Genomic DNA, 14,807 nt, shown 5'->3' with positions numbered 1-14,807 from the left:
GTCGCGTCACGCGACCGGGGGGGTCGGTGTTCCGGGGTCGGTGTTCCGGGGTCGGTGTTCCGGGGTCCGGCGGCCCGGCTCACCGGTGGGCGTCCTGCCCCACCGGCCGCACCAGGATCTCGTTGACGTCCACGGTCGGCGGCTGGCCCACCGCGTACAGCACGGCCCGCGCCACGTCCTCCGGCGCGAGCTTCGGGTCCGCCGCGCGCGACGGCGGGATGGCGCCGGTGTCGGTCAGCCCCGGCTGCACGAGCGTGACCCGCACCCCGGTGCCCACGCACTCGGCCCGGATGGCCTGCGCCAACCCGGTCACCGCCCACTTGGTCGCCGCGTAGAGGTTCCCCGGCCGCACCCCGCGCCCGGCCGCCGACCCGGTCAGCACCAGGTGCCCGCCGTGGCGGATCAGCGCGGGCAGCGCGGCGCGGGCGGTGAACGCGGGCCCGCACACGTTGGTCAGCACCATGTCGCTCCACTCGGCGGGCGGCGCGCCCGCGTCGGTGGTGAACGAGGTGACCACGCTCGTGCCCGCGTTGGCGAACACCACGTCCAGCCGGCCCCACTCCTGCTCGACCCGCCGCACCAGGTCCGCGACCTGGTCGAACTCCCGCACGTCGCAGGAGGCCGCCAGCACCCGGTCCGGGCCGCCCAGCGACGCCGCCAGGTCGGCCAGCGCCGCCGCGTCCCGCGCCGCCAGCACCAGCCGGTAGCCCTCCCGGGCCGCGAGCCGCGCGGTGGCCGCGCCGATGCCGCGGCCGGCCCCCGTGACCAGGAACACCCCGTCTCCCATGGCGGCAGGTTACCGCTGGTCGGATCATCCCCGGTGCGGCGAGGCAACGCGCCGCGCCGGTGGTGGCGTAATAGAGCCGTATCCACTGATCGAGGGGGGCACATGGACATCAACCGCAGGTTCGCGCTCGGGCTGGGCTCGGCCGCGGCGGCATCCGCCGTCGTCGGCACGGCCGGTCCCGCGCGGGCCCAGGAGACGGACGCGGAGTGGGACGCCTTGATCCCGACGACGGCCGACCTGGCCCGGCTCAAGATCGCGCACAAGTACCGGCAGCAGACCCGGTGGGCGGGCGGCACCTGGTCGTCGCACATCGGGGTGGCCGACACCGACGGCGCGGTCAGGGCGGCCGTGTCGGACGAGGCCGACCGGGTCGTGGAGGCGTACAGCGTCAACAAGGTCGCGGTGGCCGTGGCGGTGCTGGACAAGGTCGACCGGGGCCTGATCACCCTGGACCAGCGGGTCGAGGTGACCGCGGACCTCGTCATCCACGACACCGACGGCATCTTCGGCCTCGACGGCGCCTACCCCAGCTCGGTCACCGTCGGCCACGCGCTGGCGGCCCTGCTGACCGTCTCCGACAACACCGCCGTGCGGCTGTGCGGGCTGGTCGTGCCCGCGCTGGAGCTCAACGAGATCCTGCGCGCGAAGGGCTTCACCCACACCCGGGTCGTGCCGGTGGCCAACCCGAACCGGTTCTTCCTGGGCACCACCACCCCGCGCGAGACGTTCACCCTGCTGCACCGGCTGGCGGCGGGCGAGCTGCTGTCCCCCGCGTCCACCGGGCACCTGCTGGCCGTGCTGCGGTCGCTGACCTCCTTCACCGACGGCGTCCGGCTCGAACTCTCGTCGCAGGAGCGCCTGAACGTGGCCACCAAGGCGGGCTGGTACGCCGACGGCCGCAACGAGGCGGGCATCGTGTTCGACGCCAACGGCAAGGCGGTGATCACCTTCGCCCTGTTCGCCTCCGGCCGGTTCCGCGGCGACCAGGCGGTGAACGCGGACAACTACAGCGCCACCCACCCGGCGCTGCGGGCCCGCGCCGAGCTGGGCCGCAGCCTGTACGACTCGGTGCTGCGCATCACCAACAACGCCGGACGCGCCTACCGGGCCCCTCGGTACCGCGCCGGCAACGGGGGCTGACCGGCCGAGCCCGGTCCCGGCCCGCCGCCGGGACCGGTCCGTGCCCGTCCGATCCACGAATCGGACGGGCACGGCAGATCCGTAAATAGGGTGTATCCAGCGGGCCGCCGCGCACTCCTCTTCACCGAGGGGGTGCGGACGACCGACCCGCCACCCCTCCACCCCCGACGACCGCGCGCGACCGCCGCCGCCGGCCGTCGGGCGGGCAGTCCCCCGCTAGGGGGTTGCGGGCAGCCGGTCGTGGCCGCCGTCCACGACCGGCTCCCACCCCGTGGCGTGCCGCTTCACGAGCTCGGCCACCACGTGGTCCGCGGGCAGCTCCCACACCGCCTCGTTGAACACCTCCACCTCGACGAACCCGGTGTAGCCCGCCGCGCGCACCAGCGAGGTCAGGCCGACCAGGTCGATGTGCCCGTCACCGGGCAGGCCGCGACCCAGCAGCACGTCGGCCGGGAGCGGCGTGGTCCAGTCGCACACCTGGTAGGACAGGACGTCCGCGCCGGCCGCCGCCACCGACGCCTCCAGCGCCGGGTCCCACCAGACGTGCAGGGCGTCGACCACGACACCGACCCCGTCGTGCGGCCCGACCAGCTCCAGGGCCTGGGCCAGGGTCGAGACGACGCCGCGGTCCGCGCAGAACACCGGGTGCATCGGCTCCAGCGCCAGCCGCACACCCGCGTCGGCGGCGTAGGGGGCCAGCGCGCCCAGCGCCTCCCCGACCCTGGCGCGCGAACCCGCCAGGTCGCGCCCGCTCACGCCACCGGGCACCAGCACCAGGCACCGCGCGCCCAGCGCTGCGGCCTCGTCGACGGCCCGCCGGTTGTCGTCCAGGCGCGGGTCCTCGCCGGTGAAGAACCCGCCCCGGCACAGCGAGGACACGGTCAGCCCGGCCCGCTCGACCAGCGCCGCCGCCCGGTCGAGCCCGTGCTCGCGCACCGGCTCGCGCCACAGGCCGACGCCCTCCACGCCGTGCCGCGCGCAGGCGTCGACCAGCTCGGGCAGCGACGCCCGCTTGACCGTGGCCTGGTTCACCGAGAGCTTCACGTCAGCACGCCCAGCAGCCGGGTCCAGCGCGCCGCCGCCAGGTCCGGGTCGGGCAGCAGCCCGGCCAGGTCGGCCAGCCGCAGCGCCTCGCCGAGGTGCACCACGTCCCGCGCCGACTGGAGGCCGCCGACCATGGTGAACGAGTCCTGGAACCCGGCCAGCCAGCTCAGGAACACCAGGCCGGTCTTGTAGTGGTAGGTCGGCGCGCGGAACAGGTGCCGGGACAGCGCGACGGTCGGTTCGAGGACCTCGTGGTAGCGCGCGAGGTCGCCGGCGTCCAGGGCGCGCAGGGCCTCCGACGCCGCCGGGGCGATGACGTCGAGGATGCCCAGCAGGGCGTCGCTGTGGCCCCGGTCGTCGCCCGCGACCAGCTCCGGGTAGTGGAAGTCGTCGCCGGTGTAGCAGCGCACGCCCTCGGGCAGCGCGCGGCGCAGCTCGACCTCGTGCGCGGCGTCCAGCAGCGACACCTTCACCCCGTCGACGCGGTCCGGGTACGCCTTGACCAGGTCCAGGAAGTGGCCGGTGGCGGTGGGCACGTCGGTGCTGCCCCAGTAGCCCTCCAGCAGCGGGTCGAACGCGGTGCCCAGCCAGTGCAGGACGACCGGCCGGTCGGCGTCGCGCAGCAGCGCCGCGTAGACCTCCTGGTAGTCCTCGGGGCCGCGGGCGCGGGCGGCGAGCTTGCGGCTGCACATCAGGACCGGCTGCGCGCCCGCGTCGAGCACGACCTCCAGCTGCTCGCGGTAGGCGGTCAGCGGGTCCTCGGTGCCGTGGTCCGTGCCGACGCCCGCCGCCAGCCGGCCACCGGCCACCGCCGCGCTGCGCCGGATCAGCTCGGCGGCCGTGCCCCAGTCCAGGCCCGAGCCGCGCTGGGCGGTGTCCATGGCCTCGGCCACGCCGAAACCGCTGTCCCACAGGCGGGCGCGGTGGGCGAGGGTGGCGTCCCAGTCCAGGGCGGCGGGCGCGCCGGGCACGTTGCCGCCGAGCGGGTCGGCCACGACGTGCGCGGCGGCGAAGGCGACCCGCGAGGTGAACGGTCCGGGGCGCCACTCGCGCCCGCCGCGAAGCTGGTGCTCCCGGTGGGCGCCGTCGGGGTGCGGCAGGCGGACGGTCGTCACGCGGGCACCTCCACCCGTCGCCCGGTGCGGGAGGACTCCAGGCCCAGCGCGGCCAGCCGCACGCCGCGCACGCCGGAGCGGAAGTCGTGCCGGAAGGGCGCGTCGGCGTCGACGTGCCGGAGGAACTCCTCCCACTGCACCAGGAACCCGTTGTCGAACACCTCGTTGTCGGGGACCTGCTGCCACTGCGCGCGGAAGTCGATGGCCGAGGGCACGTCCGGGTCCCACACCGGCTTGGGCGTGACGGCGCGGGGCTGGACCACGCAGTCGCGCAGGCCGGCCACGGCGCTGCCGTGCGTGCCGTCCACCTGGAACTCGACCAGCTCGTCCCGGCGCACCCGCACCGCCCAGGAGGAGTTGACCTGGGCGACCACGCCGCCGGCCAGCTCGAAGATGGCGTAGGCCGCGTCGTCGGCGGTGGCCGCGTACCGCTCGCCCCGCTCGTCCCACCGCTCGGGGACGTGCGTGACGGCCCGCGCCGTGACCGCCTCCACCGGGCCGAACAGGCCCTCCAGCAGGTAGCTCCAGTGGCAGAACATGTCGACGACGATGCCGCCGCCGTCCTCGGTCCGGTAGTTCCAGCTCGGGCGCTGGGCGGTCTGCCAGTCGCCCTCGAAGACCCAGTAGCCGAACTCGCCGCGCACCGACAGGACGCGCCCGAAGAACCCGCCGTCGACGAGCCTGCGCAGCTTGCGGATGCCGGGCAGGTAGAGCTTGTCGGCGACCACGCCGTGCTTGACGCCCGCCGCGTCGGCCAGCCGCGCCAGCTCCTCGACCTCCCCGGGGGTGGCGGCCACCGGCTTCTCGCTGTAGACGTGCTTGCCCGCCGCGATGGCCCTGGACAGCGCCGAGACGTGCGCGGAGGTCACCTGCGCGTCGAAGTAGACGCCCACCTCCGGGTCGCCCAGCACCGCGTCCAGGTCGGTGGTCCACCGGGGCAGGTCGTGCCGCTGCGCGATCTCCTTCAGCTTGTCCGCGTTGCGCCCCACCAGCACCGGCTCGGGCACCAGCAGGTCGTCGCCGACCCTGGTCCCGCCCCGCTCCCTGATCGCCAGGATCGACCGCACCAGGTGCTGCCGGTACCCCATGCGCCCGGTCACCCCGTTCAGCGCCACCCCAACCGCCCGCACCGCCACCAGCCCACCCCACTTCACCCGGAAAGCGCTTTCCACAACCTACGACCCCCACCCCCCACCGTCACCACTTACCCCCCGCGAGTCGTACGTCCAGGACCCCCGTGTCGTACGTCCAGAACGGGTGAGTTCAGCGTTCAGGACCGCGCGACATGACCTCGGCATCCACCTGTCACGCGTTCCGACCAGGCGCTTCACGGATTCGGCCGGATTTTTTCGGCACTCGGCCGCTCCGTTGCCGAAAACCGACCCGAACGCTGAACTCGGGGGTCCTGGACGTACGACACGGCCGGCCTGGACGTACGACTCGCGGTGTCCGGGTGGGCGATCGTTTAGGCTCGGACGGTCGGGAGTGTTGGGAGGCGGGGTGGCGTCGCGCCAGGTCACGCTGCAAGAGGTGGCGAACAGCGCCGGTGTGTCGCTGGCCACCGCGTCGCGCGTGTTGAACGGCAGCACGCGGCAGGTGAGCGTCGAGCTGCGTGAACGGGTGGTGGGGGCCGCCCGGCAACTGGGCTACCTGCCCAACGCCTCGGCCCAGGCGCTCGCCCGCAACTCCAGCGTGCTGGTCGGCCTCGTGGTGCACGACATCGCCGACCCGTACTTCTCCAGCATCGCCGCCGGCGTGACGCGGGTCGCCGAGGAGTCCGGTTTCGTGGTGGTGCTCGGCACCACCGGGCGGGACCCGCGCCGCGAGGTCGAGCTGGTCAACACGCTGCGCGCGCACCGGGCCAGGGCCGTCGTCATCGCGGGCAGCCGCACCACCGACCGGGCCGCCTCGGCGCGGCTGTCCGAGGAGATCACCGCGTTCACCGCCCAGGGCGGCCGGGTGGCGTGCGTCTCGCAGGCGAAGCTGGGCGCGGACACCGTGGTGCCCGCCAACCGCGCGGGCGCCCGCGCGCTGGCCCGCCGCCTCGCCGAGCTGGGCCACCGCGGGTTCGCCGTGCTGGCGGGCCCGCGCGACCTGCTCGCCGCGCGCGACCGGGTCGCCGGGTTCCGGGCCGGCCTCGCCGACGCGGGCGTGGCGCTGCCCGACGCGAACGTCATCACCTCCGGCTTCACCCGCGACGGCGGTTACGCCGCGATGACCGACCTGCTCGCCGCCCGCACCGGCGCGACCTGCGTGTTCGCCGTCAACGACGTGATGGCGATGGGCGCCATGGCCGCCCTGCGGGAACGCGGCCTCAGGGTCCCCGAGGACGTCTCGGTGGCGGGCTTCGACGACATCCCCACCCTGCGGGACCTGGTCCCCGCCCTCAGCACGGTCCGCCTGCCGCTGGAGCAGATGGGTGAACGGGCCGCCCGCCTGGTCCTGGACGACGACCCCGGGGAACCACGCACGGTGCGGGTGGCCGGCGAGGTGGTGCTGCGGGCGAGCACGTCCTCACCTGGCGCTACCGGGCTGCGCTGACCGCCGGCTACTCTCTAAACTGGACACCCGTTCGACCACCCCTCACGAGGAGTGATCCCTTCCGTGCGCGACGCGCAGTCCCCGGGCTGTAGTACCGAGCCGGGTCCGATACCCGGCTGCCAGCCCCGCCCGCCCCGTGACAGGGGCCCGGCATGACCATCCTGCTCAGCCTGCTCGGCCTCGTCGCCGTGGTGGCCCTCACCATCGGCACGTTCGTCGCGGTAGCCGCCGAGTTCTCCCTCACCGCGCTGGAGCGCAGCACCGTCGAGTCGCACGTCGCCACCGTCGGCGACGCCAAGGCCAAGGCCGTGGACAAGGCGCACCGGTCGCTGTCCTTCCAGCTCTCCGGCTCCCAGCTGGCGATCACCATCACCACCCTGGTCACCGGCTTCATCGCCGAACCCGCGCTCGCCGAGCTGTTCTCGCCCGTGCTGGGCGCGGTCGGCGTGCCGGACTCCGCGGCCGACCCGATCTCGCTGGCCTTCGCGCTCGCGCTGGCCACGTCGCTGTCGATGGTGTTCGGCGAGCTCGTGCCGAAGAACCTGGCCATCGCCAAGCCGCTGGAGACGGCCCGCGCCGTCGCGGGCGTGCAGGCCGGGTTCTCGGCGGTGTTCCGCTGGCTGATCACCGGCCTGAACGGCGCGGCGAACTGGCTGGTCCGCCGCATGGGCGTGGAGCCGGCCGAGGAGCTGGCCTCCGCCCGCTCACCGCAGGAGCTCGGCGCCCTGATCCGGTCGAGCGCCGAGCACGGCACGATCGACAAGGGCACCGCGACCCTGCTGGACCGCTCGCTGCGGTTCGGCGACCGCACCGCGGACGAGCTGATGACGCCGCGCGTGCGGGTGGAGTCGCTGCGCTCCGACTCGACCGTGCTCGACCTGATCGCCAAGGCGCGGGAGACGGGGTTCTCCCGGTTCCCGGTGCACCAGGGCGGCCTGGACGAGGTGCGCGGGATCGTGCACGTCAAGCAGGCGTTCGGGGTGCCGCGGCAGCAGCGGGCGACCACGCCGCTGTCGGCGTTGACCAGGCCGGTGCAGACGGTGCCCGCGACGCTGGAGGGCGACGCCCTGCTGGACCGGCTGCGCGGGTCCGGCCTCCAGACCGCGCTGGTCGTCGACGAGTACGGCGGCACGGCCGGCCTGGTGACGCTGGAGGACCTGGTCGAGGAGATCGTCGGCGACGTGCGCGACGAGCACGACCGCCGCGAGACCTCGCCGGTGCGCCCGCTGGGCCGCGACAGCTGGCTGGTGTCCGGTCTGCTGCGCGACGACGAGGTGTCCGAGGCGACCGGGTTCCGGATGCCCGAGGGCGACTACGAGACGGTCGCGGGCCTGGTCATGGCCCGGTTGGGCCGCATCCCGTCCGTCGGTGACGAGATCCGCGTGGACGGCTGGCGGATCACCGTGGTGCAGATGGACCGGCACCGGGTGGCCGAGCTGCGGGTGGCGCGGATCGAGCCGACGCCCACCTCCTCCGACGTCCCGGGGGTGGCGCGGTGAGCCTGCTGTTCGTGTTGCTGCTGGTGGCGGGCAACGCCTTCTTCGTCGGCGCGGAGTTCGCGATCATCACCGCCCGCCGGGATCGGCTGGAGGCGCTGGCCGAGCGGGGCAGCGCCCGGGCGCGGGCGGTGATCCGGGCGGGCCGCGAGCTGCCGCTGCTGATCGCGGGCGCGCAGCTGGGCATCACGCTGTGCTCGCTGGGCCTGGGCGCGCTGGGCGAGCCGGCCGTGGCGGCGATGCTGGAGGCCCCGTTCCACGGCGTCGGCGTGCCGGACGCGGTGCGGCACGGCGTGGCGTTCGCGCTGGCGCTGATCATCGTGGTGGCGCTGCACACGGTGCTGGGCGAGATGGTGCCGAAGAACCTGGCCATCGCGGGCCCGGAGCGCACCGCGCTGCTGCTGGTGCCCGCCCACCTGTGGTTCTGCCGGCTGGTCGCGCCGCTGCTGCGCGGGTTCACCGTGGTGGCGACGGCGGTGCTCAAGCGGGTCGGCGTGACGCCGCGCGAGGAGCTGGAGTCGGCGTACACGCGGGACGAGCTGGCGCTGCTGATCCAGCAGTCCCGCCGGGAGGGCCTGCTGGAGGACTCGGAGCACCGGCGGCTGGCGCAGACGCTGTCGTCCACGGAGCGCACCGTGGCCGACGTGCTGGTGCCGCTGGAGCGGATCACGTCGGTGTCGGCGCGGCCGACGATGGGTGAGGTGGAGGCCGCGGTGTCGGCCACCGGCTTCTCCCGCTTCCCGGTGCGCGACGGGGACCGGCTGGTCGGCTACCTGCACGTGAAGGACGTGCTGGACATCGCCGACGCCGACCCGTCGGCGCAGGTGCCGCCCGGTCGGGTGCGCGGTCTGCCGGAGGTGCCGGTGGACGCGCGGCTGGCCGAGGCGGTGGCGGTGCTGCGGCGCGCGCAGAGCCACCTGGCGCAGGTCGTGTCGCCGGACGGCTCGACACACGGCGTGGTGGCCCTGGAGGACCTGGTCGAGGAGTACGTGGGCACCGTGCGCGACGGCACGCACGTGCGCCGGGAGCTGTGACGCGGACCGGGCGGGCGCACCCGCGCCCGCCCGGTCGAACCCGCCGACCCGGTCCCCGGCCCCGTTCGACCAGGACCGGGGACCGGGCCGGGCCCCGTCACGCCGAGCGCACGGCGGACACCCCCATCAACCCCCGGTTCTCGCCACCGGCCGGCTCCCCGTGGCCGGCCGCCTCCCGGGCCTGGCGCTCGACGCCCTCCAGCGACGGCACGCCCATCAGCTCCAGGTCCTGCTCGGCCGCCCGGTCGAGCGCGGAGACCACCCACGCCTCGAAGTCGGCGTTGGCCGCCGCGGCGGCCCGCCGCCACCGGTCCAGGGCCTCGCTCGCCGCGCTGACCCTCGGCAGCACCGCCCGGTAGGACCTGGAGTTCGGGTCCCGGTGCTCCCGCAGCGCCCGGCGCAGCGTGGTCCGCGACCAGCTCTCCCGCTCCGCGCGGTCCAGCCACCGGTCCTGCTCGGCCGGCGACAGGGCCGCCACCTCCGCGTGGTGCTGGAACGGCAGGCCCGGCCGGCGGCGCGACGGCTCGAACTTGCGCGCGATCCACGCGTAGTTGCGCAGCGTCTGGTAGTCCAGCCCGACGGCCTCGACCGCCCGCCGGTACCGGTCGGTGTACCTGTCCTGGCCGAACACGAGCCAGTCACCGAGGTACCACGCGGACGAGCTGGCGATCCGGGAGATCCGCCTCCCGGCCTGCTCCCACGACTCGAACGTGACGTCGCGGGGGAACGCCAACCCCACCGGCGTGGTCAGGATCTGCTTCTCGGCGGGGTTGGCGCCCTGTCTGCGCCGCACCACCGCGTTCACCTTGTTCACTGGTACCCCCCAAGTGTCCGCTCCTGGGTCATTGCTTACCGGGAGGCCCTCACACACCGGTCAACTTCCGCTCACACCGCCCGGGACGGGGTGGGACCGGCGGGCCCGGCGCCGGCCCACTACGGTGGCCGCGTGGACCCGCGCGACGACGACGAAGAAGAGGACGACTTCGACCCGGAGGACGAGTTCGACCCCGACGAGTTCGACCCCGAGGTGGAGGACGAGTTCGACGAGGAAGAGGACGAGGACGACCTGTTCGGGGTAACGTCGGACGCGCGCACGATCTGCCAGCTGTGCGGCGGGGCCGGTTTCATCGCCAACCCGACCTCGGCGGTGATCGGCGGCGCGGCGCGCACGGTCGACAACGGCCGGGAGTGCCCGCACTGCAACGGGGCGCGCAAGTTCCCGGGCCTGGTACCCCCGCTCTGACCGGGAGCGGGGCCTAGCGGCCCGCCGCCACCAGCTCGGCCTCGCGGAACGCCCTCGGCGACAGCCCCGCCCACGTGACGGCCAGCGCGGCGAGCTGGACCAGGGCGCCCATCACCCACACCGCCCGCAGCCCGAACTCGGCCGCCACCAGCCCGCCGGCCAGCGCGCCCAGCGGCGTGCAGCCCCACGCCAGCGCCCGGTGGCTGGTCAGCACCCGCCCCAGCAGGGCGGGTGGGGTGAAGCGCTGCCGGCTCGACTGCGAGCACACGTTCCACACCATCACGATCGCCGACTGCGCGAACCCGTTGACCGCGATCGCCCACGCCCACGGCGGCAGCACGGCGACCAGCCCCACCGTCACCACCATGCCCGCCTGTGAGCAGCGCATCGCCCACGAGTACCCCAGCCACCGCACGACCGGCCCCACGACCAGCGACGACGCGATCCAGCCCGCCGACACGTAGGCCAGCAGCACGCCGTACCCGACGGCCCCCAGGTGCAGGACCTGCTGGGCGTACAGCACGAACATCGACATCGCCGCGCTGGCCCCGAACGAGCCGAGCGCCACCGCCAGCGTGATCCAGCGCAGCAGCGGCGTGCCGACCAGGTGGCGCAGGCCCTCGGGGATGTCGCGCAGCGGGTGCTTGTCCGACGGCGCGGCCGGCGCCGAGCGCAGCCCCCTGACCAGCACGAGCGCGACCAGCGCGGCCACCACCGCCACCCACGCGGGCGTGCCGAGGCCGACCCCGACCAGCACGCCCATCACCGGCGGCACGCCGAACTGCACCACGCCCCGGTCGATGACCATCAGCCGCGTGTTCGCGGCGGGCAGCCGGTCCGGCGGCACCACCTCGGGCACCAGCGCGCCGGACGCGCCGTCGCCGAGCACCTGCGCCGAGGTCGCCACGAACGCCACGACCAGCAGCAACGGCAGGCTGAACGCGTCGAGCACCCCGGCCGCCGCGACCGCGAGCGCCGCGCCCAACTGCACGGCGTAGGCCGTGGCCAGCACGGCGCTGCGCCGCACCCGGTCGATCAGCACCCCGGCGAACAGCGAGAACAGCAGCCACGGCGCCTGGCCCACCACGTTGACCAGGGACACCTGGCGCGGGTCGTCCGTGATCGTGGTCGCCACCCACGGCAGCAGGGTCACCACCAGCCCCTCGGCCACCGAACCGGACACCGCGACGGCCTGGAGCCGCACCCACCTGGTCATGGGTCCACCTAACCAACGCGCCCGCGCGGGGCCGAACGCTTTAGCGCGGGGTGACGCCCCCGGCCTCGACCCGTCGCCGTTCCGGCGCCAAGTACGCTGACGGCGTGGGGGAAGCAGTCCTGTCCGAGGTCGAGTGGACCGCGCGCCGCGACGCGCACGCGGCCCGCGCCCGGCGGTGGACCGACCCGCACCACGAGCGCCGCGCCGCCGGCCGCAAGCACCCGGTGCTGGACTTCCTGTTCTCCTACTACTCGCACCGCCCGTCCCGGCTGGAGCGCTGGCACCCCGGCCCCGGCGTGGTGCTCGAAGGCGCCGCGGCCCGCGACTACCTGCGGTGGCCGGTCTACCGGGAGACCCCCGACGGGGTGACCCTGGACGTGGCGGCGTTCGCGCGGGAGCGGGCGAACACGGTCGACTTCGCCCGCCGGCTGCTCACCGCCACCGCGTCCCGCCCGCCGCGGCTGGGCTGCTTCGGCTTGCACGAGTGGGCGATGGTCTACCGGCAGCGGCCGGAGCAGGTGCGGCACGACGCGTGGCCGCTGCGGCTGGGCGGCGCGGGCACGGACGCGGTGGTCGAGTCGCAGCGCGTGCAGTGCGGGCACTTCGACGCGTTCCGGTTCTTCACGCCCGAGGCCCGGCCGCGCAACGCGCTCCAGCCGACCCGGGAGACCCAGGTGGAGCTGGAGCAGCCGGGCTGCCTGCACACCACCATGGACCTGTTCAAGTGGGCCTACAAGCTGGACCCGGCGACCCCGTCCGAGCTGGTCGTGGACTGCTTCGAGCTGGCGGTGCGCGTCCGCGGGCTGGACATGCGGGCGAGCCCCTACGACCTGGCCGCGCTCGGCTACCCGCCGGTCCGGGTCGAGACGGCCGAGGGCCGGGCGGAGTACGCGCGGCAGCAGGCCGCGTTCGCCGAGGAGGCCGCCCCGCTGAGAGCCCGGCTGATCGGGCTGACCGACGTGCTGTCGCGCGAGCTCGTTCCCGGTAGGTAACCCGCGGTCGCTTCACCCGACCCCCAAATGTCACCTGTTAGCGTGACGCCCGGTCGGGAGCCGCCAGTCGTGGTCGACGCTGAGGGGGAAGAGACGATGTCTCGACACCGCGCGCTGCGGACGAAGGTGCGGCGCGGCATCGCCAAGTGGCCGGTCGCGATCATCGGCCTGGTGGCCCTGATCGTGCTCGGGTGGCTGGGCTGGACCTGGGTCGGCGGCGTCGCGGACCGGCGCGCGGCGGTCGAGGCCGGTGACTGCAACGAGGGCGAGGCGCCCCTGCGGGTGTCCGCGGCGCCCAGCGTGGCCGAGGCGGTCAAGCAGGTCGCCGAGGCGTGGAGCAGGCAGCGGCCCGTCGTCTACGACCACTGCATCCGCGTCGAGGTGCTGTCCATCGACTCCGAGACCGTACTGGCCGGCCTCACCCAGGGCTGGGACGAGGCGAAGCTGGGCGAGCGCCCGCACGCCTGGGTCACCGACTCGACGCTGTGGGCGAACCGGCTGAGCGCGCAGGACGCCTCGCTGCTGGGCGCGGTGCCCGAGTCGATCGCGGCGAGCCCGGTGCTGCTGGCCCTGCACCAGGAGCCGGCGCAGGCGCTCCAGGCCGGCGACGGGTTCCGGTGGACCGACCTGCCCGACCTGGTCGGCGCGCCCGACGGGTGGGGCCGGTTCGGCAAGCCCGAGTGGGGCCGGTTCGAGGTCGCCATGCCCGACCCGGCGACCAACGCCGCCACCGCGATGGCCGTGCAGTCCGCGCTGGCCGGCGCGAGCCCGGAGGGCAGGGGCCCGGTGACCAGCGGGATGCTGGCGCTCGACCCGGTGAAGACCACGCTGGGCAGGCTGACCGCGGCCAAGCCGCAGGAGTCGCCCGCCGGGACGTGGGAGGCGCTGAACCTGCTGGCGGACACGACCGGCGTGAACGAGGCCGGGTTCAGCGCGGTGCCCGTGTTCGAGGTGGACCTGTACCGGCACAACACCGGCAAGGACGGCGGGACGGCGCCGCTGCACCCGCTGTACGGGGTGGCCGGGGGCGGGCCGACGCCGGTCGCGGACTTCCCGTTCGTGGCGCTGGCCGGCGACTGGGTCGGCGAGGCGCAGGTGCGGGCGGCGCAGGCGTTCCGGCAGTTCCTCAAGGAAGACGAGCAGCAGCGGACCCTGGCGCTGGCGGGCCTGCGGGTGGACTCGACCACCGACCGGCCCAGGGAGTCGCCGGGCGTGCGGTGGGCCGCGATCACCGACGAGCTCGCCCCCGCCGACGCCAACACCACCCAGCAGATCTCGGCCGCGTGGGCGACCGCGGACGACGGCCAGGTGGTGCACGTGCTGGTGGACACCTCCAGGTCCGTGGAGGAACCGGGCGGGGACGGGCGCAGCCGGGTGGAGTGGCTGCGGGAGGCGCTGTCCGGGCAGGTCAACCGGTCCGTGTCGGGTTCGCTGGGGCTGTGGGAGTTCTCCCGGGAGCTCGACGGCGACAAGCCGTACCGGCAGCTCGTCCCGACCGGCCCAGTGGCGACCCAGCGGCAGGCGCTGCTGGACGGGGTGGCCGCGCTGGCGCCGCGCAGCGGCACCCAGCTCTACACCAGCGTGCTGGCGCTCTACGAGCACGCCGTGGCCGACCACCAGGCCGGCAAGCGCAACCGGGTCGTGGTGCTGACCGACGGCGCGAACGACGGCGGCCTGACCTTCGACGAGCTGAAGTCGCGCCTGGCCTCGGCCAAGCAGCCGGGCAGGGACATCGCGGTCAGCGTCATCGCGATCGGCCCGGACCCGGAACGCGCCCCGCTGACCGAACTGGCCCGCTCCACCGGCGGCACCCTGTCGGTGGTCGAGGACGGCCGGGGCATCGACGCCGCCCTGGCCCAACTGCTGTCGACCTGAACGCTGAACTCGGGGGTCCTGAACGTACGACACGGTGGTCCCGAACGTACGACTCGCGCACGTGTCGAACACTCAAGCCGCGCGAGTCGTACGTTCAGGACGCGCGAGTCGTACGTTCAGGTTGGGTGAGTCGTACGTTCAGGACCCGTGAGTTGTGCGTTCAGTGCCGCTGCCACCGTGCCCGGCTCGGCCGCCGTCAGGCGGCCGCGCGACTGGGGGCAGGAGCAGCCGGCGCGGGTTGTTCAGCCTTTGTCGTACAGCGGTCGGGGCCCGACGCTGAACAACCCCGGACGGGTAGAACTGGACGCGCCGGAGCAGGGGGGC

13 protein-coding genes are annotated in these 14,807 nt (G+C 74.6%); 7 read left to right on the top strand and 6 right to left on the bottom strand.

From position 1 onward, the window contains the following. Positions 1-79: 79 nt before the first annotated feature. Positions 80-787: an SDR family oxidoreductase gene (locus ACFP3R_RS04055; protein ID WP_380632966.1), complete on the bottom strand. Its 708-nt coding sequence runs from the start codon at positions 785-787 to the stop codon at positions 80-82. Positions 788-889: 102 nt separating this feature from the next. Between ACFP3R_RS04055 and ACFP3R_RS04050 the strand changes: the two genes are divergently transcribed. After that, positions 890-1,927 carry a serine hydrolase gene (locus tag ACFP3R_RS04050; protein WP_380632965.1) on the top strand — a complete coding sequence of 346 codons (1,038 nt, stop codon included), beginning with the start codon at positions 890-892 and terminating at the stop codon, positions 1,925-1,927. Positions 1,928-2,143: 216 nt separating this feature from the next. On the opposite strand, the gene ACFP3R_RS04045 is transcribed toward ACFP3R_RS04050, so the two are convergent. Genes ACFP3R_RS04045 through ACFP3R_RS04035 form a run of 3 tightly spaced genes read right to left on the bottom strand, consistent with a single transcriptional unit; the run spans position 2,144 to position 5,174 of the window. Beyond that, complete coding sequence (locus ACFP3R_RS04045; protein ID WP_380632964.1) at positions 2,144-2,971, bottom strand: sugar phosphate isomerase/epimerase family protein; 828 nt, start codon at positions 2,969-2,971, stop codon at positions 2,144-2,146. Then, positions 2,968-4,086 carry a dihydrodipicolinate synthase family protein gene (locus ACFP3R_RS04040; RefSeq protein WP_380632962.1) on the bottom strand — a complete coding sequence of 373 codons (1,119 nt, stop codon included), beginning with the start codon at positions 4,084-4,086 and terminating at the stop codon, positions 2,968-2,970. The genes ACFP3R_RS04045 and ACFP3R_RS04040 overlap by 4 nt, the downstream gene beginning before the upstream one ends. Further along, on the bottom strand, positions 4,083-5,174 hold the full coding sequence (locus tag ACFP3R_RS04035; protein ID WP_380633358.1) for a Gfo/Idh/MocA family protein: 1,092 nt from the start codon (positions 5,172-5,174) through the stop codon (positions 4,083-4,085). Before ACFP3R_RS04035 ends, ACFP3R_RS04040 begins: the two co-directional genes overlap by 4 nt. Positions 5,175-5,586: 412 nt before the next feature. On the opposite strand from ACFP3R_RS04035, the gene ACFP3R_RS04030 reads away from it, so the two are divergent. The 3 genes from ACFP3R_RS04030 (at position 5,587) to ACFP3R_RS04020 (ending at position 9,157) form a co-directional block, all read left to right on the top strand. After that, positions 5,587-6,627, top strand: a complete 1,041-nt coding sequence (locus ACFP3R_RS04030; protein ID WP_380632960.1) for a LacI family DNA-binding transcriptional regulator — start codon at positions 5,587-5,589, stop codon at positions 6,625-6,627. Positions 6,628-6,779: 152 nt separating this feature from the next. Further along, positions 6,780-8,126 carry a hemolysin family protein gene (locus tag ACFP3R_RS04025; protein ID WP_380632959.1) on the top strand — a complete coding sequence of 449 codons (1,347 nt, stop codon included), beginning with the start codon at positions 6,780-6,782 and terminating at the stop codon, positions 8,124-8,126. Beyond that, positions 8,123-9,157, top strand: coding sequence for a hemolysin family protein (locus ACFP3R_RS04020; RefSeq protein ID WP_380632957.1), 1,035 nt, complete (start codon positions 8,123-8,125; stop codon positions 9,155-9,157). The genes ACFP3R_RS04025 and ACFP3R_RS04020 overlap by 4 nt, the downstream gene beginning before the upstream one ends. A gap of 97 nt (positions 9,158-9,254) precedes the next feature. Here ACFP3R_RS04020 and ACFP3R_RS04015 read toward each other — a convergent pair whose 3' ends face one another. Beyond that, positions 9,255-9,953, bottom strand: a complete 699-nt coding sequence (locus tag ACFP3R_RS04015; protein WP_380632955.1) for an LmbU family transcriptional regulator — start codon at positions 9,951-9,953, stop codon at positions 9,255-9,257. A gap of 150 nt (positions 9,954-10,103) precedes the next feature. Between ACFP3R_RS04015 and ACFP3R_RS04010 the strand changes: the two genes are divergently transcribed. Then, positions 10,104-10,400 carry a hypothetical protein gene (locus ACFP3R_RS04010; RefSeq protein ID WP_380632954.1) on the top strand — a complete coding sequence of 99 codons (297 nt, stop codon included), beginning with the start codon at positions 10,104-10,106 and terminating at the stop codon, positions 10,398-10,400. A 13-nt stretch (positions 10,401-10,413) separates the two neighbouring features. Here the strand turns inward: ACFP3R_RS04010 and ACFP3R_RS04005 are convergent, their stop codons facing one another. Then, positions 10,414-11,616 carry an MFS transporter gene (locus tag ACFP3R_RS04005; protein WP_380632953.1) on the bottom strand — a complete coding sequence of 401 codons (1,203 nt, stop codon included), beginning with the start codon at positions 11,614-11,616 and terminating at the stop codon, positions 10,414-10,416. Positions 11,617-11,720: 104 nt separating this feature from the next. On the opposite strand from ACFP3R_RS04005, the gene ACFP3R_RS04000 reads away from it, so the two are divergent. Both ACFP3R_RS04000 and ACFP3R_RS03995 read left to right on the top strand, forming a co-directional pair. Then, on the top strand, positions 11,721-12,608 hold the full coding sequence (locus ACFP3R_RS04000; RefSeq protein WP_380632951.1) for a 3-methyladenine DNA glycosylase: 888 nt from the start codon (positions 11,721-11,723) through the stop codon (positions 12,606-12,608). Positions 12,609-12,704: 96 nt separating this feature from the next. Continuing rightward, positions 12,705-14,483 carry a substrate-binding domain-containing protein gene (locus ACFP3R_RS03995; RefSeq protein ID WP_380632949.1) on the top strand — a complete coding sequence of 593 codons (1,779 nt, stop codon included), beginning with the start codon at positions 12,705-12,707 and terminating at the stop codon, positions 14,481-14,483. The last annotated feature ends 324 nt before the right edge of the window (positions 14,484-14,807 follow it).

Origin of the sequence: Saccharothrix lopnurensis, assembly GCF_042658445.1 — a bacterium.
Classification (GTDB): Bacteria; Actinomycetota; Actinomycetes; order Mycobacteriales; family Pseudonocardiaceae; genus Actinosynnema; species Actinosynnema lopnurensis.
The sequence above is the reverse complement of the archived record's forward strand: the minus strand, read 5'-3'. Positions and strand labels throughout refer to the sequence as shown.

Excerpts from the sequence above, each read along its gene's own strand:
- ACFP3R_RS04055 (WP_380632966.1), bottom strand. The coding sequence starts at position 787 with ATGGGAGACGGGGTGTTCCTGGTCACGGGGGCCGGCCGCGGCATCGGC.
- ACFP3R_RS04025 (WP_380632959.1), top strand. The coding sequence starts at position 6,780 with ATGACCATCCTGCTCAGCCTGCTCGGCCTCGTCGCCGTGGTGGCCCTC.
- ACFP3R_RS03995 (WP_380632949.1), top strand. The coding sequence starts at position 12,705 with ATGTCTCGACACCGCGCGCTGCGGACGAAGGTGCGGCGCGGCATCGCC.
- ACFP3R_RS04035 (WP_380633358.1), bottom strand. The coding sequence starts at position 5,174 with ATGGGGTACCGGCAGCACCTGGTGCGGTCGATCCTGGCGATCAGGGAG.
- ACFP3R_RS04005 (WP_380632953.1), bottom strand. The coding sequence starts at position 11,616 with ATGACCAGGTGGGTGCGGCTCCAGGCCGTCGCGGTGTCCGGTTCGGTG.
- ACFP3R_RS04050 (WP_380632965.1), top strand. The coding sequence starts at position 890 with ATGGACATCAACCGCAGGTTCGCGCTCGGGCTGGGCTCGGCCGCGGCG.